The sequence below is a fragment of the Bradyrhizobium sp. 613_E4_N2_2 genome (genome assembly GCF_052075995.1).
Lineage (GTDB): Bacteria > Pseudomonadota > Alphaproteobacteria > Rhizobiales > Xanthobacteraceae > Bradyrhizobium > Bradyrhizobium barranii.
Genome location: NZ_CP197234.1, coordinates 8,059,766 through 8,080,644, shown reverse-complemented (window position 1 = coordinate 8,080,644; position 20,879 = coordinate 8,059,766). Strand labels below are relative to the sequence as shown.

Here is a 20,879-nt window from a genome sequence, read left to right as displayed (position 1 = left end):
CGCTGAGAGGTCAACGCACCAGGACATTCCGGAACTGCCAGGGATCGCTCGTGTCGATGTCTTCCGGGAACAGTCCCGGACGATCCGTCAGCGGCGTCCAGTCGGTGTAGAAACCCTTCACCGGGCCGAGATACGGCAGCTGGATCTCCAGCAGACGATCGAAATCCATCTCGTCGGCTTCGACGATGCCTTCGTTCGGGTTTTCCAGCGCCCACACCATGCCGCCGAGCACGGCGGAGGTCACCTGCAGGCCGGTGGCGTTCTGGTAGGGCGCGAGTCTGCGGGTCTCCTCGATGGAGAGCTGCGAGCCGTACCAATAGGCGTTGTTGTCATGGCCGAACAGCAGCACGCCGAGCTCGTCGATGCCGTCGACGATTTCGTTCTCATCGAGGATGTGGTGCTTTTCCTGCATCTTCGCGGCACGGCCGAACATTTCGTGCAGCGACAGCACGGCATCGTCGGCCGGATGGTAGGCGTAGTGGCAGGTCGGCCGGTAGACCGCCGTACCCGATGCGTCGCGCACCGTGAAGTAATCGGAGATCGAGATCGACTCGTTGTGGGTGACGAGGAAGCCATACTGCGCGCCGCGGGTCGGGCACCAGGTGCGCACGCGCGTGTTGGCGCCGGGCTGCATCAGATAGATGGCCGCGCCGCAGCCGGCTTCGTGGGTGCGCGCATTCTCGGGCATCCATTTTTCATGGGTGCCCCAGCCGAGTTCGGACGGCTGCACGCCTTCCGACAGGAAACCTTCCACCGACCAGGTGTTGACGAAGACGTCAGGCTCTTTCGGCGACTTGGAGCGCTGGGTGTCGCGTTCGGCGATGTGGATGCCCTTGATACCGGCCTGCCGCATCAGGTCCGCCCACTCGGCCTTGGTCTTCGGCTTGGGGGCATTGAGCTTCAGATCGGCGGCGACATTGAGCAGCGCCTGCTTGACGAAAAAGGAGACCATGCCGGGATTGGCGCCGCAGCAGGAGACGGCCGTCGTCGAGCCCGCGGGGCGCGCCTTCTTGGCGGCCAGCGTCACTTCGCGCAGCGCGTAGTTGGAACGCGCTTCCGGGCCCTTCGAGGAATCGAAATAGAAGCCGAGCCAGGGCTCGTTGACGGTGTCGATATAGAGCGCGCCGAGCTCGTTGCAGAGCTCCATGATGTCGGTGGAGCCGGTATCGACCGAGAGATTGACGCAAAAACCCTGGCCGCCGCCTTCGGTGAGCAGCGGGGTCAGCAACTCCCGGTAATTGTCCCGGGTCACGGCCTTCTGGATGAAGCGGACGTTCTGCTTCTCGCAATGCGCCTTGCGGCCCTCGTCCTTGGGATCGATCACGGTGACGCGCGACTTGTCGTAGTCGAGATGCCGCTCGATCATCGGCAGCGTGCCTTTGCCGATGGAGCCGAAGCCGACCATGACGATGGGACCAGTGATCTTCGCGTAGATCTGCGAGGGGTGGCTCATGGGATGGTTTCTCCGGAACGTGCTGGCAGACAAAGGGTGGGGGGTGGATCAGGCGCTGCGGCGCTTGGCGGTGACTTCGATCTCGACCTTCATCTCGGGCTTGGCGAGGGCGGAGACGACAAGCAGTGTCGCAGCCGGCCTGATGTCGCCGAGAACCTCGCCGCAGACAGCGAAGTGGGCATCGATGTAGCTGGCGTCGGTGACGTAGTAGGTCGCACGGACGATATCGGCCATCTCGAATCCGCCCTCCTTCAGGGCGGCTTCGATGGTCTTGAAGCAGTTGCGTGACTGGCTCGTGACATCGGCCGGCATCGTCATCGTCGTGTAGTCATAGCCGGTGGTTCCGGCGACGAAGGCGAACTCGCCGTCGATCACGGCGCGGCTGTAGCCGACGGTCTTCTCGAGGGGAGAGCCGGTGGAGATCAGGCGACGGGACATGGTCGTGGGCCTCGACTGAAGGGGGTGTTTGGCGGGTTAAAGGGCGTTTCTCAGGCCCGCGCAACCCTAAAGGAACGGGCCTGCGCGAGCATCGCCGCGGAACGCGGCTTAAGTCGTCGCCATCATGGCAATCCCTTAGGCCGCGTGCGCCTGGAGGGCGCGAACTACCCTCCGTTTGGGCATGGCCGCGCCGGTCGGGACGATCATCCCCTCAACGCCATCCAGCGCACCGGCCTGGAATTCGATCGCCAGCAGACGATCGCGCTCGAACGGGCCGGGCAGCATCAATGCGCCGGTCTTCTCGGGCGAGAAGCCGAAGCGGGCGTAGTAGGGGGCATCGCCGAGCAGGATCACGGCGGCATGCCCGCGTGCCCGGGCGGCGGCCAGCGCTTGTTGCATCAGCGCGGCGCCGATCCCGAGCTCGCGGAAGGCAGGGTCCACCGCCAGCGGTCCGAGGACCAAAGCGGGCCTGCCTCCGGCGCTGACGTGCCACAGCCGCACGGTTCCCACGAGTGTCCCCTCGCGCACAGCCGACAGGGCAAGGCCTGCGGCAGGTGCACGTCCGTCGCGCAGGCGCTGGCAGGTGCGGTCATGGCGGTTCTCGCCAAAGCAGGCATCCAGCAGCGCTTCACGGGCGGCGACGTCGGCAGCACGTTCCGCACGGATCGCGAACGGAGCGGCTTTCGAAGTGAGGGCGACTTGTGGCTTCCGAAAAGCAGTCATGGCGCGTCAGTCCCCGCTTGAACCCGCGTGCGAGAAGCACGCCGGCTCAAGACGTCGTCAGAATGGCAATGTCAGGAAGGGAGCCGGCGGACCGGCTCCCGGGTTCGTCAGGCCTCAGAACGAGAGGCGGATCAGATGCGGCAAATCAGATGTGGTACGTCTTCAGCGGCGGGATGCCGTTGAACGCCACCGACGAGTAGGTCGACGTATAGGCCCCGGTGCCTTCGATCAGCAGCTTGTCGCCGATCTCGAGCGTGACGGGAAGCGGATACGGGGTCTTCTCGTACAGCACGTCGGCGCTGTCGCAGGTCGGGCCCGCGAGCACGCACGGCGTCATGTCCGCGCCGTCATGCGGGGTGCGGATGGCGTAGCGGATCGACTCGTCCATCGTCTCGGCGAGACCGCCGAACTTGCCGATGTCGAGATAGACCCAGCGCACCTCGTCATCGTCGCTCTTCTTCGAGATGAGCACGACCTCGGATTCGATGATGCCGGCGTTGCCCACCATGCCGCGGCCCGGCTCGATGATGGTCTCCGGAATCTGGTTGCCGAAGTGCTTGCGCAGCGCGCGGAAGATCGAGCGGCCGTAGGTCACGACCGGCGGCACGTCCTTCAGGTACTTGGTCGGGAAGCCGCCGCCCATGTTGACCATGGTCAGGTTGATGCCGCGCTCGGCGCAGTCGCGGAATACCTGCGAGGCCATCGCCAGCGCACGGTCCCACGCCTTCACCTTGCGCTGCTGCGAGCCGACATGGAAGGAGATGCCGCACGGCTCCAGGCCCAGGCGCTTGGCAACGTCGAGCACATCGACGGCCATCTCCGGGTCGCAGCCGAACTTGCGCGACAGCGGCCATTCGGCGCCGGCGCAGTCGTAGAGGATGCGGCAGAACACCTTCGCGCCGGGAGCGGCACGGGCGACCTTCTCGACCTCGGGAACGCAGTCGACCGCGAACAGCCGGATGCCGAGCGCGAAGGCGCGCGCGATGTCGCGCTCCTTCTTGATCGTGTTGCCGAAGGAGATGCGGTCGGGCGTCGCACCCGCGGCCAGCGCCATCTCGATCTCGGCGACCGTCGCGGTGTCGAAGCAGGAGCCCATGGAGGCGAGCAGGGACAGCACTTCCGGCGACGGGTTCGCCTTGACGGCATAGAACACGCGGCTGTCGGGCAGCGCCTTGGCAAAGGTCTGGTAATTGTCGCGCACGACCTCGAGGTCGACGACGAGGCAAGGCTCGGTGTCCCGGCCCTCGCTGCGGCGGGTGCGCAGGAATTCCTGAATACGTTCGGTCATAGCACTCTCCCAAACGGCCCAGCGACGGGGATCCGTTCAAAAAATGACGTCGGATAAGAGCGCTCCGGCCAGATCGCGCGATGGAGGCGCGACGAGCCAAAGACTCAAACCAGACTGTGCTGCCGTGGATTGGTTGGGATTGTTCCCGCCCGCACACCTGGCAATGAAGGACAAGCCTTTTCAGTAGCCCGCGCCGGCGTTGGACTGCCGGTAGAGACCAAAAAAGCCCGATCCGTCGTTGCTTTAAGTCGCGTCCCCCGTTGAGAGCGGGGTGCGCCGGTTCGCCTCCGGCTGCCAGTCACGGTTGCAAAAAGTGAAGTCACCTTCGACATGGCATCTCTTTGAGAGAGATGCTGGACGCTCCGGGTTTGCTTCCTCGTCCGACCTTTCGGTCTCGCGACTTCCGCACTTCCGAAGAGCCCCTCGGCTTCTTCACCCCTTGGCGGCTGTCCGGCCTCTTGTCCGGATACCTACCGACTGACACACGACCACAGGCACGTGCGAAATTGGGCAAGAGCGCACATAAGCGTTTTGACTCAGCTTCGCAAGAATTTTTTTAGGCTGAGGACAGAATTGCCTAACATCTGCTTGCGCAGTGTTGCGCGAGCGACGCGGAAGATGAACGCGCGTTAAGTTTTCTCAGCCGTGCGCGCGTCTTGCGCGCGCGAGGAAGCGTCAGCGGCGCTTCGTGAACGGCTCGACGCGCTGAGCCGCGCGGATGAACGCGGTCATCACGAGCACGCCGAGCGCGAACAGCACAGCCTGCAGGATGTGCGTGCCCTGATCACCGAGCCCGAACAGGATCGCGAGCGCCCAGCCGCCGGCGAACGCGGCGCCGAACACCTCGGCGCCGATCAGGATGGCCGCGCTGACGACAGTGATGACGCTTGGCCAGACGATCTGACGGGAAGATGAGGCAGGCGCGTTCATGAGCTTTGGGGTCCGTAGCTTCGAGGGCCGCAATCTCCCCGAAAAGGCGGCCGGGAGCAAGGGCAAATGGCCCAAAAAAGCCCCATCGCGTGCTATAGCTGACCCCAACAATCGAGCCACAAAAACCGGGACTTGCGATGTCAGACCCCCGCCAAACCACGGACCCCGAGACCAACCCGCTGCTGAAGGCCTGGGTGACGCCGTTTGCGACCCCGCCCTTCGACGAGGTCAAGCCCGAGCACTTTCTGCCGGCCTTCGAGCAGGCCTTCGCCGATCACTCCGCCGAGATCGCGGCGATCACCAACGATCCGGCGGCCGCCGACTTCGCCAACACCATCACGGCGCTGGAGCGCTCCGGCAAGCTCCTCACCAAGGTCGCGGCGGTCTTCTACGACCTCGTCTCGGCGCATTCCAACCCGGCCATCCTGGAGATCGACAAGGAGGTCTCCTTGCGGATGGCGCGGCACTGGAATCCGATCATGATGAACGCCGTGCTGTTTGGTCGCATCGCCCATCTGCACGAGAACCGCGCCGGTCTTGGTCTTTCGCCCGAGCAGCTCCGCCTGCTGGAGCGCACCTACACCCGCTTCCACCGTTCCGGCGCCGGCCTCTCCGAAGAGGCCAAGGCGCGGATGGCGGAGATCAACGAGAAGCTCGCCCAACTCGGCACCGGCTTTAGCCACCACCTGCTTGGCGACGAGCAGGAGTGGTTCATGGAGTTGGGGGAGGCCGACCGCGAGGGCCTGCCGGAGAGCTTCGTCGCAGCCGCCAAGGCTGCGGCGGAAGAGCGCGGCATGGACGGCAAGGCCATCGTCACGCTGTCGCGCTCCTCGACCGAGCCGTTCCTGAAGAGCTCGGCCCGCCGCGACCTGCGCGAGAAGGTCTACAAGGCCTTCACGGCGCGCGGCGACAACGGCAATGCCAACGACAACAACGGCACCATCGTCGAGATCCTGCAACTGCGCGAGGAGAGCGCCAAGCTTCTGGGCTATCCGACCTTCGCCGCCTACCGGCTCGAGGATTCCATGGCCAAGACGCCGGATGCGGTGCGCGGCCTGCTGGAGCGGGTCTGGAAGCCGGCGCGTGCGCGTGCGCTCTCCGACCGCGACGAGATGCAGGCGCTGATCACGGAAGAGGGCGGCAATTTCAAGCTCGCGCCCTGGGACTGGCGCTTCTATGCCGAAAAACTCCGCCTCCAGCGCGCCAATTTCGACGACGCCGCGATCAAGCCGTATCTTACGCTCGATCACATGATCGCCGCCGCCTTCGACTGCGCCACCCGCCTGTTCGGCATCACCTTCGAGGAGCGCAAGGACGTGCCGGCCTGGCACCCGGATGTAAGGGTCTGGGAGGTAAAGGGGCCGGACGGCAAGCACAAGGCGCTGTTCTACGGCGACTACTATGCCCGGCCGTCGAAGCGCTCCGGCGCCTGGATGACCTCGCTGCGCGACCAGCAGAAGCTCGACGGCGAGATCGCGCCGCTCGTCATCAATGTCTGCAACTTCGCCAAGGGCGCGAACGGCGAGCCCTCGCTGCTGTCGCCCGACGATGCCCGGACCCTGTTCCATGAGTTCGGCCACGGCCTGCACGGCATGCTCTCCAATGTGACCTATCCGTCACTCTCGGGCACCGCGGTGTTCACCGACTTCGTCGAGCTGCCGTCCCAGCTCTACGAGCACTGGCAGGAGCGGCCCGAGGTGCTGCAGCAGTTCGCCCGCCACTACCAGACCGGCGAGCCGCTGCCGGACGATCTGCTCCAGCGCTTCCTCGCCGCACGAAAGTTCAACCAGGGCTTTGCCACGGTCGAGTTCGTCTCCTCGGCGCTGGTCGATCTCGAATTCCACACCCAGCCGGCTTCCGCCGCGCAGGATGTCCGCGCCTTCGAGAAGAAGGAGCTGGAAAAGATCGGCATGCCCGAGGAGATCTCGCTGCGCCACCGCCCCACCCAGTTCGGCCACATCTTCTCCGGCGACCATTATGCCTCCGGTTACTACAGCTACATGTGGTCGGAGGTGATGGACGCCGACGCCTTCGGCGCCTTCGAGGAGGCCGGCGACATCTTCGATCCTGCAGTGGCAAAGCGCCTGCACGACGACATCTACTCCTCGGGTGGATCGGTCGATCCCGAGGCCGCCTATGAAGCCTTCCGCGGCCGCCCGCCGGAGCCCGACGCGCTGCTCCGCCGGCGCGGCCTGCTCGATGACGCAAAGGCAGCCTGATGGGCATGCGTGCCCTGTTCGGCCTGTTGCTCGCCGCTGCGATGACGTTCGCAGCCGGCGCGGCGCGGGCGCATCCGCATGTCTGGATCACCGCGACTAGCGAGCTGCTCTACGCCGCCGACGGCAGCATCACCGGCGTGCGCCACGCCTGGACTTTTGATGACATGTTTTCGGCCTATGCCCTGCAGGGGCTCGAGAGCAAGACCAAGGGCGCCTATACGCGCGAGGAGCTCGGGCCGCTGGCGCAGACCAATGTCGAGTCGCTGAAGGAATACGCCTACTTCACCTTTGCGCGAGCCGACGGCAAGAAGGAGCGTTTTAACGATCCGGTCGACTACTTCCTCGACTACAAGGATACCGTGCTGACCCTGCACTTCACGCTGCCGCTGAAGAACCCGGTCAAGCCCAAGCAGCTGGTGCTCGAAGTGTTCGACCGCTCCTACTTCATCGACTTCCAGATGGCCAAGGACAATCCGGTCAAGCTGGTCGGCGCGCCCGCCGGCTGCCAGATGAAGCTCGATCGGCCCAGCGACGGCTCCGCCACCGCGCAGAAGCTCAACGAGCAGACCTTCCTGAACGGTGAGAACTCGAATTTCGGCATGATGTTCGCCAACAAGATCACGGTGGATTGCCCTTGATTGGTCGTCTTCGTTCCCCGCTTGTGCGCGGGCTTCTGGCCTGTGCGGCCGTGTTCCTTGTTGTGAGCGTGGCGGACGCCGCGCTTCACGATCTCCTCGCGCAAAATCCGTTCGGTGCACCACGCCCGGCGCAGGCCGCGGAGCCCGAGGCCAGCGGCGTCATTGGCTGGCTGTTGGCAAAGCAGTCGGAATTCTATCGCCAGATGTCGGCGACCATTCGCGCCGCCAAGTCCGACGGCTCGGCGGTGTGGACGCTGCTCTTCATCTCCTTTGCCTATGGCATCTTCCACGCCGCCGGCCCCGGCCACGGCAAGGCGGTAATCGCCTCCTATCTCGTCGCCAACCGCGAGACCGCGCGGCGCGGCATCGCGCTGTCGTTTGCCTCGGCGCTGATGCAGTCGCTGGTGGCGATCCTGATCGTCGGCATCTCGGCCTGGGTGCTGAACGCCACCGCCAAGACCATGTGCAAGGCGGAAGGCGCGATCGAGATCGCGAGCTACGGCCTGATCGCGCTGTTCGGCCTGCGGCTGGTCTGGGTCAAGGGCCGCACCTTCATCCGTGCGCTGCAGGCGGTCCAGCCGGTGCCGGCGATCGCCGGCGTGCCGCATGACCATCACGATCACGGCCATCACCATGATGCCCATGACCATCATGACCACGATCACGGTCATGATCACCATCATCACGACCATGGTCACGCCCACGCCCATCACCACCATGCGCATGACCACGTCCATGACGAGCATTGCGGCCATTCCCACGGTCCGACGCCGAGCGAGCTCGCCGGCCCCGGCGGCTGGCGGCGCGGGTTCGCTGCGATCCTGACAGTCGGCATTCGGCCCTGCTCGGGTGCGATCCTGGTACTGGTGTTCGCGCTGGCGCAGGGCCTGTTCTGGGCCGGCATCGCCGCGACCTTGCTGATGGGGCTCGGCACCGCCATTACGGTCGCGGCCATCGCCGTCGTCGCCGTCTCCGCCAAGGACATCGCCGCCCGCCTCAGCGCCGGGCGCGACGGCGGCGGTGCCCTGTTCATGCGCGGCATCGAATTCGGCGCCGCCGGCCTTGTGCTGCTGTTCGGCGCGGGCCTGCTGTTCGGCTACATCGCCGCCGAACGGACGACGTGTTTCTAAGGTTGCTCTTTCCCTCCCCCCTTGTGGGAGAAGGTGGCGCGCGTAGCGCGACGGATGAGGGGTATCTCTCCGCGAGCAAACCTCTCACGATTGAATCGTGCGGAGAGATACCCCTCATCCGTCGCGCTACGCGCGCCACCTTCTCCCACAAGGGGCCTGTTGCGTTATCGGCTCTTGAGGCTGAAGACGTCAGGAGCGAGTGCCCTGGTCCCGGCAATTGCCTGGCAAGATCTGTAGTTGTCGCCCTGAGCGGGCAGCTCACGCGGCGATCGTGGCCCACCGCCTCATGTTGAAGGCGATCGAGGCGAGCAGGACTTGCCCGGTCGCCTTGATCAGACCGACGTAGCGGATGCAGGTCAGCCGCATGCGGCGTTTGAGAGTAGCGAAGGTGGTCTCGACCTGGGCTCGTCGACGCGCGATGAGGAGGTTGTAGCGTTTGAGCCTGGGCGGCAGTTCCGGGTGATGTCTGTTGGGCCGACGAGCGATGCGGGGCTTCTTGCCTTCCGCCTTCAGCCGGGCCCGTCGGGCATGGGTGTCGTAAGCCGCATCGGCCCAGACCACGGCTTCATCGCCGCGGATCAAAGCGTCCGCCGGTGTCGTATCGTTGACGTTAGCGGGTGTGGTCAACACCGCGCGGATCAAGCCGGATCCTTCGTCGACACCGACATGGGCCTTGTAGCCGAAGGTCGAGCCGCTTTTGCCCTGCCGTTTGGCAAACCGGGCATCAGGATCGTTTGAGGGGCGATCCTCCTTGGGCGGAGCCGAGACTGCCTGGATCAAGGTCGCATCCAGCATCGTGCCGCGCTTGAGGATCACGCCGGCATTCTCAAGCTGACGATCCAGTTCGCCAAACAGCTTCTCCAGCAGGCCTTGTTCAACGAGCTGGTTCCGGAAGCGGTTCAGGACCGTGTGGTCGGGCGTCGCATCCTCAAGGCTCAAACCGACGAAGCGCTTGAACGACAACCGGTCGCCCAGCGCTTCCTCGAGTTCGCGCTCCGAAAGACCATACAGCGACTGCAACAGCACAGCACGAAACAGCACCAGCACCGGATAGCCTGGTCGACCGGGCCCCCCTTCATCCCGCAAATGGCCGATCAGCTTCTCGAACCGGTACCACTTGACCAGGCCAGCCAGCCGATCCAGCGCCGCATTGGCGCCGGCTCCCTTCGGCATCAGCGCTTCCACAAAGCTCGGCTGTCCCGTCCGCTTGACCGCCATCGCTACCCTCCAAGGCTTTGCCCTAGGGAATCACAATTGACGAATTACGCAACAGGCCCACAAGGGGAGAAGGAAGAAAGATCACACCGGCAAAAACCGCTTCAGCGCCGGCATGAAGAAGATCCCGAGATTGATCGCAAAACCGATGCTCCAGAGGATCGAGCGCAGCGTCGGGCGGTTGCCGAGATAGGTCAGCACGTAGGCGATCCGCACGATCAGGAACAGCACGGCGAGCTCGTCGATCAGCCGCTGCGGCGAATCCCGGAATTCGGCAAGCAGCACCGCGAAGGCGAAGAACGGAAAGGTCTCGATGCCGTTCTGGTGGGCACCAAGCGCGCGCTGCGCCAGCGCATCCTCGAAGAAGGCGGGGTCGCGCGGCCGGGAATTGTCGAAGATGCGAAACCGCGTCCATTTGATCGAGACGATCGTCGTCAGATAAAGCAGCAGCGCTCCCAATACGCAGAATTCCGCGAGTGTCATCAGCCCCTCCCCGCTTGGGCGCGACCCTAGCGAAATCGACCTCATCTTGACAAGTTCGGAGCAACGCGCGACGCAACTGATCATGACGACAATTGCCCCCATCGCAGCGCAAAAGCCCGCCGTCCGGTCCAGCCTGCGGCGCGTCGGCGTGCTCCTGGTCAATCTCGGCACGCCCGATACGGCCGATGCGCCCGGCGTGCGGGTCTATCTCAAGGAATTCCTCTCGGACGCCCGCGTCATCGAGGACCAGGGGCTCGTCTGGCAGTTCGTGCTCAACGGCATCATCCTGCGCAGCCGTCCCCGCACCAAGGCGCTGGACTATCAGAAGATCTGGAACAATGAGCGGAACGAGTCGCCGCTGAAGACCATCACGCGCTCGCAGAGTGACAAGCTTGCGGCCGCACTGTCTGACAGCGACCACGTTGTCGTGGACTGGGCGATGCGCTACGGCAATCCCTCGATCAAGTCCGGCATCGACGCGCTGATCGCGAAGGGGTGCGACCGCATCCTCGCCGTGCCGCTCTATCCGCAATATTCCGCCTCGACCTCGGCGACGGTCTGCGACGAAGTGTTCCGCGTGCTCGCCCGCTTGCGTAACCAGCCGACGCTGCGGGTGACGCCGCCTTATTACGAGGACGAGGCCTATATCGAGGCGCTCGCGATCTCGATCGAGACGCATCTGGCGACGCTGCCGTTCACGCCGGAGCTGATCGTGGCGTCCTTCCACGGCATGCCGAAATCCTATGTCGACAAGGGCGATCCCTACCAAAGCCACTGCGTCGCCACGACCGAGGCGCTGCGCCGCCGGCTCGGCATGGACGAGACGAAACTGCTGCTGACCTTCCAGTCGCGCTTCGGCAATGACGAGTGGCTCCAGCCCTACACCGACAAGACCATGGAGCGCCTGGCCAAGGAGGGCGTGCGCCGCATCGCGGTGGTGACGCCGGGCTTTTCCGCCGACTGCCTGGAGACGCTGGAGGAGATCGCGCAGGAGAATGCCGAGATCTTCAAGCATAATGGCGGCGAGCAGTTTTCCGCGATCCCCTGTCTCAACGACAGCGATCCGGGCATGGACGTGATCCGCACCCTGGTGCTGCGCGAGCTTCAGGGCTGGATTTGATGGCGTGTCCCATGAACCGCCGCGAGACTTTGGCGCTTCTTGGGACGATCGCCGCGCTGCCGGCCTCGGTGCTGGCGCAGCAGCCGAACGCGACCCGGCGGCTCGGCGTGCTCTCGGTCACGGCCGCGGATGACGCGATCGGGCAGGCCCGCAGCACGATCCTGGTCGAGACGCTCGCCGCTCATGGCTGGAAGGAGCACGACAACCTCAGGATCGATTGGCGCAGCGGCGCCGGCGACCGGGCGCGCATCGCGCGCCTCGCCGACGAACTCGTGGCGCTCAAGCCGGACATCCTGCTCGCGGTCGGCACGCCCTCGGTCGAGGAGTTGCGCCAGCGCACCACGACGATCCCGATCGTGTTCGCCGTCGTGACCGATCCCGTCAGCCAGGGCTTTGTCAAAAACCTCGCCCATCCCGGCGGCAACATCACCGGCTTCACCGATTACGACGGCCCGCTCGCCGGCAAATGGCTGGAGATGCTGACGCAGGTCACGCCAAAAGTGTCCCGCGTCTTCGTCGTCTACAATCCCGCCACCGCGCCGTTCGCGCCCCTGATGCTGCGCACGATCGAGGACGCCGCACGGACGCTTCACGTGACGGTCGAGGCAGCGCCGGTTCAGGACGCCGGCTCGATCGCCGCGCTGGCTTCGCGAAAGGACAGCGGCCACCTGGTGCTGCCTGACTTCTTCACCATGGCCAATCGTTCCCAGCTCCTGGCTGCAATCGGTGAAGCCCGCGTGCCGGCGGTGTTCTGGAGCCGCACCTTCGTCGACGAGGGCGGGCTGATGTCCTACAGCACCGACAGCGCCGAGCAGCTCCGCCGCGCTGCCAACTACATCGATCGCATCCTGAAAGGCGCGCAGGCAGCCGACCTGCCGGTCCAGAACCCCACCAAGTTCGAGCTGGCGATCAACCTGAAGACGGCGAGGGCGCTGGGGTTGACGATGTCGCCCTCGCTGCTTGCGCTCGCCAACACCGTGGTTGAATAGGGGCGCCGAAGCTACCTTCGACTGGTGATTCCGGAATTCCTGGGGCAGAATGACGGTGGGGATGTTGCCGCGAGCGATGCGGCTCGAACGGGGCGGGCGCGATTACATGCGGGGATTGTTGCTTGTAGCCGTCGTGGCCTGCGGACTCGCTGGCTGCAACACGACCGGGGACGTTGCGTCGACCATGTATCCGGAAGCGGTGCGGGCCGGCGGTGCCGTCAAGAGTGATACGGCCATTGTCCTGGTCGCAAACGGCGGCAGCGAGACGATCAACTATCTTCAGTTCGTTCACAACGGTTTTCCCGCGATCAACGCGCGAGGGATCAGCCTTGCTCCGGACGGCTTTGTTGCGATTCCGGTCGCTGTCGGAACGACGGGGCTTGAGCTGCAAAACTATACGACGACGGGTCGCCCGGGCACCTATCTCCCGAATGGCGCGTCGATGGGATTCGTGCCGGTGCATACGCCCAAGATCGATCTTCCCGCCCCCGGACTGTATTACGTTGCGACCGTCTTTCCAGGGCAGCAACGCAGTTTCGAGACAAGGCCGACGGCCGTCCAACTGGCGAAGCTGCGCAAGGAGCGGCCCGAGCTCGCCGCGCTGAAGCCGGTGAATTTTACATGGTCCAACTAGGACACCGGTCGTTGCTAGGTTGCCTCCGTGCCCTTTCAAGGGCTTTCTCACAATACTTATCGGCGATCGTTCCGCCTCCGTACTTCTTGTGGAAATGTCGCCCCGCGCCGACGTAAATGGTGACCGCTGAACCGGTAGGGTTGCGTTCCCGACCAATGACAGCGCGGGAAAGGGCTTTCCCGCCTTGGAGGAAGTATGAGCGGTTTCGATGTTTTCGCGATTGTTCTGGTGTTGCTCGTCATCGTCACGCTGGTCGCCGGCGTGAAGACGGTGCCGCAGGGCTATGACTGGACCATCGAGCGGTTCGGCAAATACACCCAGACGCTGAGCCCCGGGCTCAACCTGATCGTGCCCTATTTCGATCGCGTCGGACGCAAGATCAACATGATGGAGCAGGTGATCGACATTCCCGAGCAGGAGGTCATCACCAAGGACAACGCCACCGTGACGGTGGACGGCGTCGCCTTCTACCAGGTGTTCGATGCCGCCAAGGCGAGCTACGAGGTCTCCAACCTGACCCAGGCCATCACGGTCCTGACCATGACCAACATCCGCTCGGTGATGGGAGCGATGGATCTCGACCAGGTGCTGTCGCATCGCGACGAGATCAACGAGCGCCTGCTTCGCGTCGTCGACGCTGCGGTCTCGCCCTGGGGCCTCAAGGTCAACCGCATCGAGATCAAGGACATCGTGCCGCCCGCCGACCTCGTCGAAGCCATGGGCCGGCAGATGAAGGCCGAGCGCGTCAAGCGCGCCGACATTCTGGCCGCCGAAGGCCAGCGCCAGTCCGAGATCCTGCGCGCCGAGGGCGCCAAGCAGGGGCAGATCCTCCAGGCCGAAGGCCGCAAGGAAGCTGCGTTCCGCGACGCCGAGGCTCGCGAACGTTCCGCGGAGGCCGAGGCCAAGGCGACGCAGATGGTCAGTGAGGCTATCTCCAAGGGAGACGTCGCCGCGCTGAACTATTTCATCGCCGACAAGTATATCAAGGCGTTCGGGCAACTGGCGGACTCGCCGAACCAGAAGGTCATCATGCTTCCGGTCGAAGCGATGAGCATGCTGGGCTCGCTCGCCGGCATCGGCGAGATCGCCAAGGCAACGTTCGGCGAAAGCGCGGCGTCCGCGGCCGCTGCCGCCCGCCGCGGCGGCTCGGTGCCGACGACCGGCCCCACGCCGCCGGCGGTACCGCCGCGACAGGGGTAATCAAAGCGCATGCACTTTCGAAAAGTGCATGCGGCAATTTAAAGCGCATGCCCCGGAAAAGTGGGGACCGGTTTTCCGATCAGGGCATACGCCAGCATAAAGAGGTCGTGTCATGACCGACATGTTCGTATCGCTCGGCACCTGGAATTGGCTGATCTTCGGCTTCATCCTGATGGCGCTGGAGGTGCTGGCGCCGGGCGTGTTCCTGTTCTGGCTCGGCCTCGCCGCGTTGCTGGTTGGCCTGATCTCCTTTGCTGTCGCCGTGTCGTGGCAGATCCAGCTCGTGATGTTCGCAATCTTCGCTGCCGCCGCCGTGCCGGTGTGGCGCCGGCTCGCGCGGCCGAAGCTGGACGCAAGCACCAGCCCCTTCCTGAACAAGCGCAGCGAGGCATTGCTCGGCCGCGAGTTCACGCTGGAGAAACCGATCATCGACGGCAACGGCACCGTGCGCCTCGGCGACACGGTGTGGCGCGTGGCCGGGCCCGATACGCCGGCCGGGACGCGGGTGAAGGTGGTGCAGGTGGACGGTGCGAATTTGACGGTGGCCGCGGCGTGATCCTTTCTTCCCCTCTCCCCTTGCGGGAGAGGGTGGCTCGCCGCGTAGCGGCGAGACGGGTGAGGGGTATCTCTCACCGAACGCGATACTGAGTTTGTGGAGAGAAAGGCAGCGTGCTTGGCTGCTCTACCTCTTCCACCTCTCCGCAAACCGGTGCAGGGGCATGAACGTCTCGCACAGCTCCCGCCCCAGTGCCGTCAGCCCGTAACCTCCACCGTCGCCCAGCTCCACGAACCCTGCGTCGCGCAGCTCCGTCAGCCGCGCCTGCAGCACTGTCGGCGAGGCCTCGTCGCAGGCGGTGCGCAACGCGCGGGAGGTGAGGGCTTGGTCGCGCAATTCCCACAAGATCCGCAGGCTCCAGCGTCGGCCGAGGAGGTCGAGCAGCGCCATGATCGGCCGCCCGGTGCGCGAGCCGCGGACATTGCGGCTCCCTGATGCTGCCTGTTTCGCCATCCCGGCCCTCTTGCGTCGTGCTACAAATAATGTAGCGTATTGCTACGATAATTGTAGCAACGGAGACAGCTGATGTCCCAGGCCACGCCGCGCATCGCGCCGCTCGTCCCGCCTTATCCCCCGGAGATCCAGGCGCAGTTCGACCGCATCATGCGCGGTGCGCCGCCGCTGGTGCTGTTTCGGGTGATGGCGGGCCACGCCCGCGCCTGGGACAAGTTCCGCGCCGGCGGGCTGCTCGATCCCGGCCCGCTGTCATTGCGCCAGCGCGAGATCGTGATCGACCGCACCTGCGCGCTGACCGGATGCGAATATGAATGGGGCGTGCATGTCGCGATCTTCGCCGGGCCGGCGCGGCTCAGCGAGGAGGAGGTGCACGCGACCGTGCGGGGCGATGCGACGTCACCGTGCTGGTCGCCGGCCGAGCAGGCGTTGATCGCCGCCGTCGATGCGCTGTATCACCGCGCGACGTTGGACGACGCTGAATTCGCCGCGCTGTCGGCGCATTACGACGAGGCCCAGATCCTGGAGATCATGCTGCTGTGCGGCTTCTACCGCACGGTGTCGTACCTGGCGAACGGGCTGAAGCTGCCGCTGGAGGAGAGGGCGGTGAGGTTTCCGGCACCGCTCTAACCGCTCGTCATTGCGAGGAGCTCTTGCGACGAAGCAATCCAGACCGTCTCCGCGGAGGCGGTCTGGATTGCTTCGCTGCGCTCGCAATGACGATGTGGAAAGAGCGGCCCTACGCCACGCCCGCCCGCAGCAGATCGTGCAGGTGCACGATGCCCACCACCTTGTCGGCTTCGGTCACCACCAGCGTGGTGATCTTGCGGGTGTTCAGCACCTCGATCATCTCGCTGGCGAGCATCGAGGGCGGCACGGTCTTCGGCTGCCTGGTCATGATGTCGTCGACCGACACCGTCAGCAGGTCCGGCCGCATGTGACGGCGCAAATCGCCGTCGGTGATGATGCCGATGGCCTCGTTCGCGGCGTTGACGATGCAGACGCAGCCAAGCCCCTTGGCCGACATCTCCATCACCGCGTCCGACATCTTGGTGCCTTCAGGTTTCACCGGGATCTCCGCGCCGGTGCGCATGTAGTCGCGGACGAATTTCAGCATCGCGCCCAGCTTGCCGCCCGGGTGGAAATGCGCGAACTCCAGCGCGGTAAAACCGCGGCCTTCGAGCAGCGCGATGGCAATGGCATCGCCGATTGCAGCCTGCATCAGCGTCGAGGTGGTCGGCGCCAGATTGTGCGGGCAGGCCTCGCGCGCCTTCGGCAGCTCGATCACGATGTCGGCGGCCTGGCCCAGCGAGGACGCCGCGTTCGACGTCACCGCGATCATCGGGATCGCGAAGCGCGCCGAATAGTTCACCAGCGTCTTCATCTCCGGCTGCTCGCCGGACCAGGACAGCGCCATGATGACGTCGTCGGCGGTGATCATTCCGAGGTCGCCATGGGCGGCCTCCGCGGTGTGGACGAAGAAGGCCGGCGTGCCGGTCGAGGCCAGCGTCGCAGCGATCTTGCGCGCCATGTGGCCGGACTTGCCAAGCCCGGTGACGATGACGCGGCCCTTGGCGTTGCGGATCAGGTCGACCGCCTTGGCGAAGGTCGCGCCCAGCGGACCGCGCAGGGCAGCGGCGAGCGCGTTGATGCCGCCGCTCTCCGTCTCCAAGGTGCGGAGCGCGGATTCGACGCTGTCGGGGTTGGGGCCGGATGATGGGGTCATCAGGGGTTTCGAGCTCGACATGTTCAGGTCCAGGGAGGAGGGGCGCTCGCCCGTTGGCGCCTGCTTAGCATGGCCAGACCGGCGAGGCGACGAGAGCGCCAGGCCCCGAAACGGGTCATTAACCATAATTGTTTTAACTCCATTAACGATGGTTCCCGCCCGCTGGCGGAGGTCGTCGTGGAAGTCTTTGATTTCGTTGGAGTTCTTACATCGTGGGGGCGCCTCCAGGCACGAGCCGGAGCAAACGCGGGCATTTCCTGCGTGCGGCTTTGCCGTGCCTGGCGCTGACTGCCCTCGGAAGCGCGCCGGCGGCCGCCCAGAGCCTCACGCCCGACCTGTTCAATCCCAATCGCGGCGGCTTTGCCGCGCCCGACACGCTGCCGACGCGCCGCACGGCGGGCGTGCCGCAGGCGCCGTTGGATGCGCTCCCGGCGCTGCCCGATCCCAATGCCGATCCGCGCAAGCGCCAGCAGGCGCCGGCGACCTCGCGCGTCGGCCAGGTGCCGACCTACGGCCTGCCGGCCGCCAACGGCGCCAGCGGCTCCGGCTACGACTCGCTCAACCGCAAGCGGCAGCAGCCAAAGCTCTATCCCGGGCAGCCGAAGCCGAAGCGCCCGGTCGGACCCGGCTCGCCGGTGCCGCCAGCAACGCCGGACCGGACGCTAGGGCCGCCGCGCATCGCGCCGCCACCGTCGGAAACCGCAAACAAGGCGCCGGTGCCGCGGGCGATGGCGGGCACCGTGCCCGGCCAGCCGCTGCGCCGCCGCCTCAAGGCCGACGACGATGCGTTCGGAGCGGTCGGCGACTATGCCGGCAGCTTCCTGATCAAGGGCGGGCTCGAGCTCTCCGCCGGCTACGACACCAATCCGGCGCGCCTGAACAAGCCGGTCGGCTCGCCGGCCTATGTCGTCGCGCCCGATCTTCTCGTGATGTCCGACTGGGAGCGCCACGCGCTGGTCGCCGATCTGCGCGGCTCGTTCTCCGGCTACACCAACAACATGCCGGCGACGATCGACGGCTTTGCCTCGCCGTCGCCGGTCGAGATCGACCGCCCCGATTTCACCGGCCATGTCGACGGTCGTTTTGACGTCAGTCGCGACCTCAAGCTCACCTCGCAGTTCCGGCTGCGGGTCGCGACCGACAATCCCGGCAGCCCGAACGTGCAGGCGGGCCTGCAGAAATATCCGATCTACGCCAGCTATGGCGGCACCTTCGGCTTCGACCAGACCTTCAATCGCTTCCAGGTGGCCGCCGGCGCCACCGTCGATCGCACCGCCTACACCGATTCCAAGCTGACCGACGGCTCGACCTTCAGCAACAACGACCGCGACTTCAACCAGTATGGCGGCATCGGTCGTTTCTCCTACGACCTCAAGCCGGGGCTGAAGCCGTTCGTCGAGATCGAAGGCGACAGTCGCGTGCACGACCAGCCCGCCGACCGCAACGGCTATTTCCGCGATTCATCGGGTGGCTACGCCAAGGTCGGCTCGAGCTTCGAGTTCTCGCGCATCCTGATCGGTGAGATCTCGGTCGGCTATACCGCGCGCAACTATGTCGACCCGCGCCTCAGCCAGCTCGCGGGCTTCCTCACCGCGGGCTCGCTGATCTGGAATGCGAGCGGCCTGACCACGGTGAAATTCGCCACCGACACGCAGATCGCGGAGTCCACGGTCCCCGGCTCCTCCGGCGTGCTGGTGCACACCTACGGGATCGAGGTCGATCACGACTTCCGCCGCTGGCTCACCGCCGTCGGCAAGTTCACCTACGGCACCTACGACTACCAGAACCAGAATCGCAACGACAAAACCTACTCGCTCGAAGGCAATCTGATCTACAAGCTCAACCGCAACATCTGGATCAAGGGCACGCTGCGCCACGACATCCTGAACTCGAACCAGCCGGGGTCGAGCTCGCAGGGGACGGTGATGTTGGTGGGGGTGAGGTTGCAGAACTAGAGGCGGTGAGCACGTGGATTGACGCGCCATCTTGCCGCTTGCTCAACAGTCATGCCCCGGCTTGACCGGGGCATCCAGTACGCCGCGGCCTCTCAGTAGGCGACAGCTGTCTCGGAATACTGGATCGCCCGCTTTCGCGGGCGATGACACCTTTCGTAAATCTGGCAGCGGAGCGAGAACCTACCGCGGCAGATCCGTCTTCCCCATCAGGAACGTATCAATCGACCGCGCGCACAGCCGGCCCTCGCGGATCGCCCACACCACCAGCGACTGGCCGCGGCGCATGTCGCCGGCGGTGAACACGTTCGGGCGCGAGGTCTGGTAGTCGAGCGTGTTGGCCTTGACGTTGCCGCGCGGGTCGAGATCGACCGAGAGCAGCTTGAGCAGGCCCTCGTGCACGGGATGCACGAAACCCATCGCGAGCAGGATGAGCTCGGCATCGAGCTCGAACTCGGTGCCGGCAATCGGCTTGAACTTGTCGTCGACGCGCACGCAGTGCAGCTTCTTGACTTGGCCGTTCTCGCCGGAAAACTTCTGCGTCAGCACGGCGTATTCGCGGATCGCGCCTTCGGCCTGGCTCGACGAGGTGCGCATCTTCAAGGGCCAGTTCGGCCAGGTCAGGCCCTTGTTCTCGCGCTCGGGCGGGGCGGGCATGATCTCGAGCTGGGTGACCGAGAGCGCACCCTGGCGCAGCGAGGTGCCGATGCAGTCAGAGCCGGTGTCGCCACCGCCGATGACGACGACATGCTTGCCGCCGGCCAGGATCTCCTGGACGCCGCCGAGCGGCTCCTCGGAGACGCGGCGGTTCTGCTGCGGCAGGAAGTCCATGGCGTAGTGGATGCCTTGGAGGTCGCGGCCGGGGATCGGCAGGTCGCGCGGGGCTTCTGCGCCGCCGGTCAGCGCGACGGCATCGTAATCGTTGAGCATCTCGCGCGGGTCGACATTGCCGTCAGCGCCGACATGGCTGTTGTAGTGGAAGGTGACGCCTTCGCCTTCCATCTGCTTGACGCGGCGGTCGATGACGCCCTTCTCCATCTTGAAGTCGGGGATGCCGTAGCGCAGCAGGCCGCCGGCCTTGGCGAACTTCTCGAACAGATGCACGTCGTGGCCGGCGCGCGCGAGCTGCTGCGCGCAGGCCATCCCGGCCGGACCCGAGCCGATCACCGCGACCTTCTTGCCGGTCTTGACGGTCGCCACTTCCGGCTTCAGCCAGCCATTGTCCCAGGCGCGGTCGACGATCGCGCATTCGATGGTCTTGATGGTGACGGGGTTGTCGTCGATGTTGAGCGTGCAGGACGCTTCGCACGGCGCCGGGCAGATGCGGCCAGTGAACTCCGGGAAATTGTTGGTCGAGTGCAGGTTGCGCGAGGCCTCTTCCCAATTGCCCTGATAGACGAGGTCGTTGAAGTCGGGGATCTGGTTGTTGACCGGGCAGCCGGGCGTGCCGGGCGCGACCGAGCCGGTGCCGTGGCAATAGGGAATGCCGCAATTCATGCAGCGCGCGGCCTGGTCGCGCGTTTCCTTCTCGGTCAAGGGAACGACGAACTCGTTGTAGTGCTTCACGCGCTCGGCGACCGGGGTGTACTTGCGGTCATGCCGTTCGATTTCGAGAAAACCCGTGATCTTGCCCATTAAACCCGAAGTCCCTGCCGCTTAAATTCGTCTTCTCTCTAGCCAGACCCTCATCCTGAGGAGCGGCGCACTGGCGCCGCGTCGCGAAGGATGAAAG

The 20,879-nt window shown here is 65.2% G+C and carries 20 protein-coding genes; 10 read left to right on the top strand and 10 right to left on the bottom strand.

What is annotated here, in order from left to right; genetic code table 11:
• Nucleotides 1-10: 10 nt before the first annotated feature.
• From AB7290_RS38275 to AB7290_RS38255, 5 genes are all read right to left on the bottom strand, one after another.
• Nucleotides 11-1,453: a homospermidine synthase gene (locus AB7290_RS38275; protein WP_041954184.1), complete on the bottom strand. Its 1,443-nt coding sequence runs from the start codon at nucleotides 1,451-1,453 to the stop codon at nucleotides 11-13.
• 48 nt (nucleotides 1,454-1,501) lie between these two features.
• Nucleotides 1,502-1,891: a RidA family protein gene (locus tag AB7290_RS38270; RefSeq protein WP_085398473.1), complete on the bottom strand. Its 390-nt coding sequence runs from the start codon at nucleotides 1,889-1,891 to the stop codon at nucleotides 1,502-1,504.
• Between the two features lie 135 nt (nucleotides 1,892-2,026).
• Nucleotides 2,027-2,614 carry a GNAT family N-acetyltransferase gene (locus tag AB7290_RS38265; RefSeq protein WP_085398472.1) on the bottom strand — a complete coding sequence of 196 codons (588 nt, stop codon included), beginning with the start codon at nucleotides 2,612-2,614 and terminating at the stop codon, nucleotides 2,027-2,029.
• Between the two features lie 145 nt (nucleotides 2,615-2,759).
• Nucleotides 2,760-3,902: a type III PLP-dependent enzyme gene (locus tag AB7290_RS38260; protein ID WP_085398471.1), complete on the bottom strand. Its 1,143-nt coding sequence runs from the start codon at nucleotides 3,900-3,902 to the stop codon at nucleotides 2,760-2,762.
• 675 nt (nucleotides 3,903-4,577) lie between these two features.
• Nucleotides 4,578-4,832 (bottom strand): hypothetical protein, encoded by a 255-nt coding sequence (locus AB7290_RS38255; protein ID WP_041954176.1) that lies wholly within the window; start codon nucleotides 4,830-4,832, stop codon nucleotides 4,578-4,580.
• A 137-nt stretch (nucleotides 4,833-4,969) separates the two neighbouring features.
• Between AB7290_RS38255 and AB7290_RS38250 the strand changes: the two genes are divergently transcribed.
• From AB7290_RS38250 to AB7290_RS38240, 3 genes are read left to right on the top strand one after another with little or no spacing between them, the layout of a single operon-like run.
• The gene (locus AB7290_RS38250; protein WP_135214791.1) at nucleotides 4,970-7,051 is read left to right on the top strand and encodes a M3 family metallopeptidase; all 2,082 of its coding nucleotides are present in this window, start codon (nucleotides 4,970-4,972) and stop codon (nucleotides 7,049-7,051) included.
• A complete protein-coding gene (locus tag AB7290_RS38245; protein ID WP_085398469.1) occupies nucleotides 7,051-7,689 on the top strand; it encodes a DUF1007 family protein in 639 nt (212 codons plus the stop codon). The genes AB7290_RS38250 and AB7290_RS38245 overlap by 1 nt, the downstream gene beginning before the upstream one ends.
• Nucleotides 7,680-8,819, top strand: coding sequence for a nickel/cobalt transporter (locus AB7290_RS38240; protein WP_085398468.1), 1,140 nt, complete (start codon nucleotides 7,680-7,682; stop codon nucleotides 8,817-8,819). Before AB7290_RS38245 ends, AB7290_RS38240 begins: the two co-directional genes overlap by 10 nt.
• Before the next feature lie 258 nt (nucleotides 8,820-9,077).
• Here the strand turns inward: AB7290_RS38240 and AB7290_RS38235 are convergent, their stop codons facing one another.
• Both AB7290_RS38235 and AB7290_RS38230 read right to left on the bottom strand, forming a co-directional pair.
• Nucleotides 9,078-10,037: an IS5 family transposase gene (locus tag AB7290_RS38235; protein WP_085398127.1), complete on the bottom strand. Its 960-nt coding sequence runs from the start codon at nucleotides 10,035-10,037 to the stop codon at nucleotides 9,078-9,080.
• Between the two features lie 81 nt (nucleotides 10,038-10,118).
• Complete coding sequence (locus AB7290_RS38230) at nucleotides 10,119-10,517, bottom strand: MAPEG family protein (protein ID WP_085398393.1); 399 nt, start codon at nucleotides 10,515-10,517, stop codon at nucleotides 10,119-10,121.
• An 82-nt stretch (nucleotides 10,518-10,599) separates the two neighbouring features.
• On the opposite strand from AB7290_RS38230, the gene hemH reads away from it, so the two are divergent.
• The 5 genes from hemH to AB7290_RS38205 all read left to right on the top strand — a co-directional run bounded on the left by hemH (nucleotide 10,600) and on the right by AB7290_RS38205 (nucleotide 15,016).
• On the top strand, nucleotides 10,600-11,637 hold the full coding sequence (hemH, locus tag AB7290_RS38225; protein ID WP_085398394.1) for a ferrochelatase: 1,038 nt from the start codon (nucleotides 10,600-10,602) through the stop codon (nucleotides 11,635-11,637).
• 11 nt (nucleotides 11,638-11,648) lie between these two features.
• Nucleotides 11,649-12,626, top strand: coding sequence for an ABC transporter substrate-binding protein (locus tag AB7290_RS38220; RefSeq protein WP_085398395.1), 978 nt, complete (start codon nucleotides 11,649-11,651; stop codon nucleotides 12,624-12,626).
• Between the two features lie 76 nt (nucleotides 12,627-12,702).
• Complete coding sequence (locus AB7290_RS38215) at nucleotides 12,703-13,260, top strand: hypothetical protein (RefSeq protein WP_245343907.1); 558 nt, start codon at nucleotides 12,703-12,705, stop codon at nucleotides 13,258-13,260.
• A 195-nt stretch (nucleotides 13,261-13,455) separates the two neighbouring features.
• A complete protein-coding gene (locus tag AB7290_RS38210; protein WP_071909416.1) occupies nucleotides 13,456-14,460 on the top strand; it encodes an SPFH domain-containing protein in 1,005 nt (334 codons plus the stop codon).
• Between the two features lie 112 nt (nucleotides 14,461-14,572).
• Nucleotides 14,573-15,016, top strand: a complete 444-nt coding sequence (locus tag AB7290_RS38205) for an NfeD family protein (RefSeq protein WP_028148102.1) — start codon at nucleotides 14,573-14,575, stop codon at nucleotides 15,014-15,016.
• A gap of 126 nt (nucleotides 15,017-15,142) precedes the next feature.
• On the opposite strand, the gene AB7290_RS38200 is transcribed toward AB7290_RS38205, so the two are convergent.
• Nucleotides 15,143-15,469: a winged helix-turn-helix transcriptional regulator gene (locus AB7290_RS38200; protein WP_085398396.1), complete on the bottom strand. Its 327-nt coding sequence runs from the start codon at nucleotides 15,467-15,469 to the stop codon at nucleotides 15,143-15,145.
• A gap of 72 nt (nucleotides 15,470-15,541) precedes the next feature.
• Here AB7290_RS38200 and AB7290_RS38195 point away from each other — a divergent pair, with 72 nt between their 5' ends.
• Nucleotides 15,542-16,099: a carboxymuconolactone decarboxylase family protein gene (locus AB7290_RS38195; RefSeq protein WP_085398397.1), complete on the top strand. Its 558-nt coding sequence runs from the start codon at nucleotides 15,542-15,544 to the stop codon at nucleotides 16,097-16,099.
• Between the two features lie 109 nt (nucleotides 16,100-16,208).
• Here the strand turns inward: AB7290_RS38195 and AB7290_RS38190 are convergent, their stop codons facing one another.
• Complete coding sequence (locus AB7290_RS38190; RefSeq protein ID WP_085398398.1) at nucleotides 16,209-17,216, bottom strand: KpsF/GutQ family sugar-phosphate isomerase; 1,008 nt, start codon at nucleotides 17,214-17,216, stop codon at nucleotides 16,209-16,211.
• Between the two features lie 191 nt (nucleotides 17,217-17,407).
• Between AB7290_RS38190 and AB7290_RS38185 the strand changes: the two genes are divergently transcribed.
• Complete coding sequence (locus AB7290_RS38185; protein WP_135214792.1) at nucleotides 17,408-19,150, top strand: outer membrane beta-barrel protein; 1,743 nt, start codon at nucleotides 17,408-17,410, stop codon at nucleotides 19,148-19,150.
• Between the two features lie 180 nt (nucleotides 19,151-19,330).
• Here AB7290_RS38185 and AB7290_RS38180 read toward each other — a convergent pair whose 3' ends face one another.
• Nucleotides 19,331-20,782 (bottom strand): glutamate synthase subunit beta, encoded by a 1,452-nt coding sequence (locus tag AB7290_RS38180; RefSeq protein WP_085398400.1) that lies wholly within the window; start codon nucleotides 20,780-20,782, stop codon nucleotides 19,331-19,333.
• Nucleotides 20,783-20,879 lie beyond the last annotated feature (97 nt).

Bases quoted from the DNA above. Each gene is read 5' to 3' on its own strand.
- AB7290_RS38275 (WP_041954184.1), bottom strand. From the start codon at position 1,453: ATGAGCCACCCCTCGCAGATCTACGCGAAGATCACTGGTCCCATCGTC.
- AB7290_RS38270 (WP_085398473.1), bottom strand. From the start codon at position 1,891: ATGTCCCGTCGCCTGATCTCCACCGGCTCTCCCCTCGAGAAGACCGTC.
- AB7290_RS38265 (WP_085398472.1), bottom strand. From the start codon at position 2,614: ATGACTGCTTTTCGGAAGCCACAAGTCGCCCTCACTTCGAAAGCCGCT.
- AB7290_RS38260 (WP_085398471.1), bottom strand. From the start codon at position 3,902: ATGACCGAACGTATTCAGGAATTCCTGCGCACCCGCCGCAGCGAGGGC.
- AB7290_RS38255 (WP_041954176.1), bottom strand. From the start codon at position 4,832: ATGAACGCGCCTGCCTCATCTTCCCGTCAGATCGTCTGGCCAAGCGTC.
- AB7290_RS38250 (WP_135214791.1), top strand. From the start codon at position 4,970: ATGTCAGACCCCCGCCAAACCACGGACCCCGAGACCAACCCGCTGCTG.
- AB7290_RS38245 (WP_085398469.1), top strand. From the start codon at position 7,051: ATGGGCATGCGTGCCCTGTTCGGCCTGTTGCTCGCCGCTGCGATGACG.
- AB7290_RS38235 (WP_085398127.1), bottom strand. From the start codon at position 10,037: ATGGCGGTCAAGCGGACGGGACAGCCGAGCTTTGTGGAAGCGCTGATG.
- AB7290_RS38230 (WP_085398393.1), bottom strand. From the start codon at position 10,517: ATGACACTCGCGGAATTCTGCGTATTGGGAGCGCTGCTGCTTTATCTG.
- hemH (WP_085398394.1), top strand. From the start codon at position 10,600: ATGACGACAATTGCCCCCATCGCAGCGCAAAAGCCCGCCGTCCGGTCC.
- AB7290_RS38220 (WP_085398395.1), top strand. From the start codon at position 11,649: ATGAACCGCCGCGAGACTTTGGCGCTTCTTGGGACGATCGCCGCGCTG.
- AB7290_RS38215 (WP_245343907.1), top strand. From the start codon at position 12,703: ATGCGGCTCGAACGGGGCGGGCGCGATTACATGCGGGGATTGTTGCTT.
- AB7290_RS38210 (WP_071909416.1), top strand. From the start codon at position 13,456: ATGAGCGGTTTCGATGTTTTCGCGATTGTTCTGGTGTTGCTCGTCATC.
- AB7290_RS38205 (WP_028148102.1), top strand. From the start codon at position 14,573: ATGACCGACATGTTCGTATCGCTCGGCACCTGGAATTGGCTGATCTTC.
- AB7290_RS38200 (WP_085398396.1), bottom strand. From the start codon at position 15,469: ATGGCGAAACAGGCAGCATCAGGGAGCCGCAATGTCCGCGGCTCGCGC.
- AB7290_RS38195 (WP_085398397.1), top strand. From the start codon at position 15,542: ATGTCCCAGGCCACGCCGCGCATCGCGCCGCTCGTCCCGCCTTATCCC.
- AB7290_RS38190 (WP_085398398.1), bottom strand. From the start codon at position 17,216: ATGTCGAGCTCGAAACCCCTGATGACCCCATCATCCGGCCCCAACCCC.
- AB7290_RS38180 (WP_085398400.1), bottom strand. From the start codon at position 20,782: ATGGGCAAGATCACGGGTTTTCTCGAAATCGAACGGCATGACCGCAAG.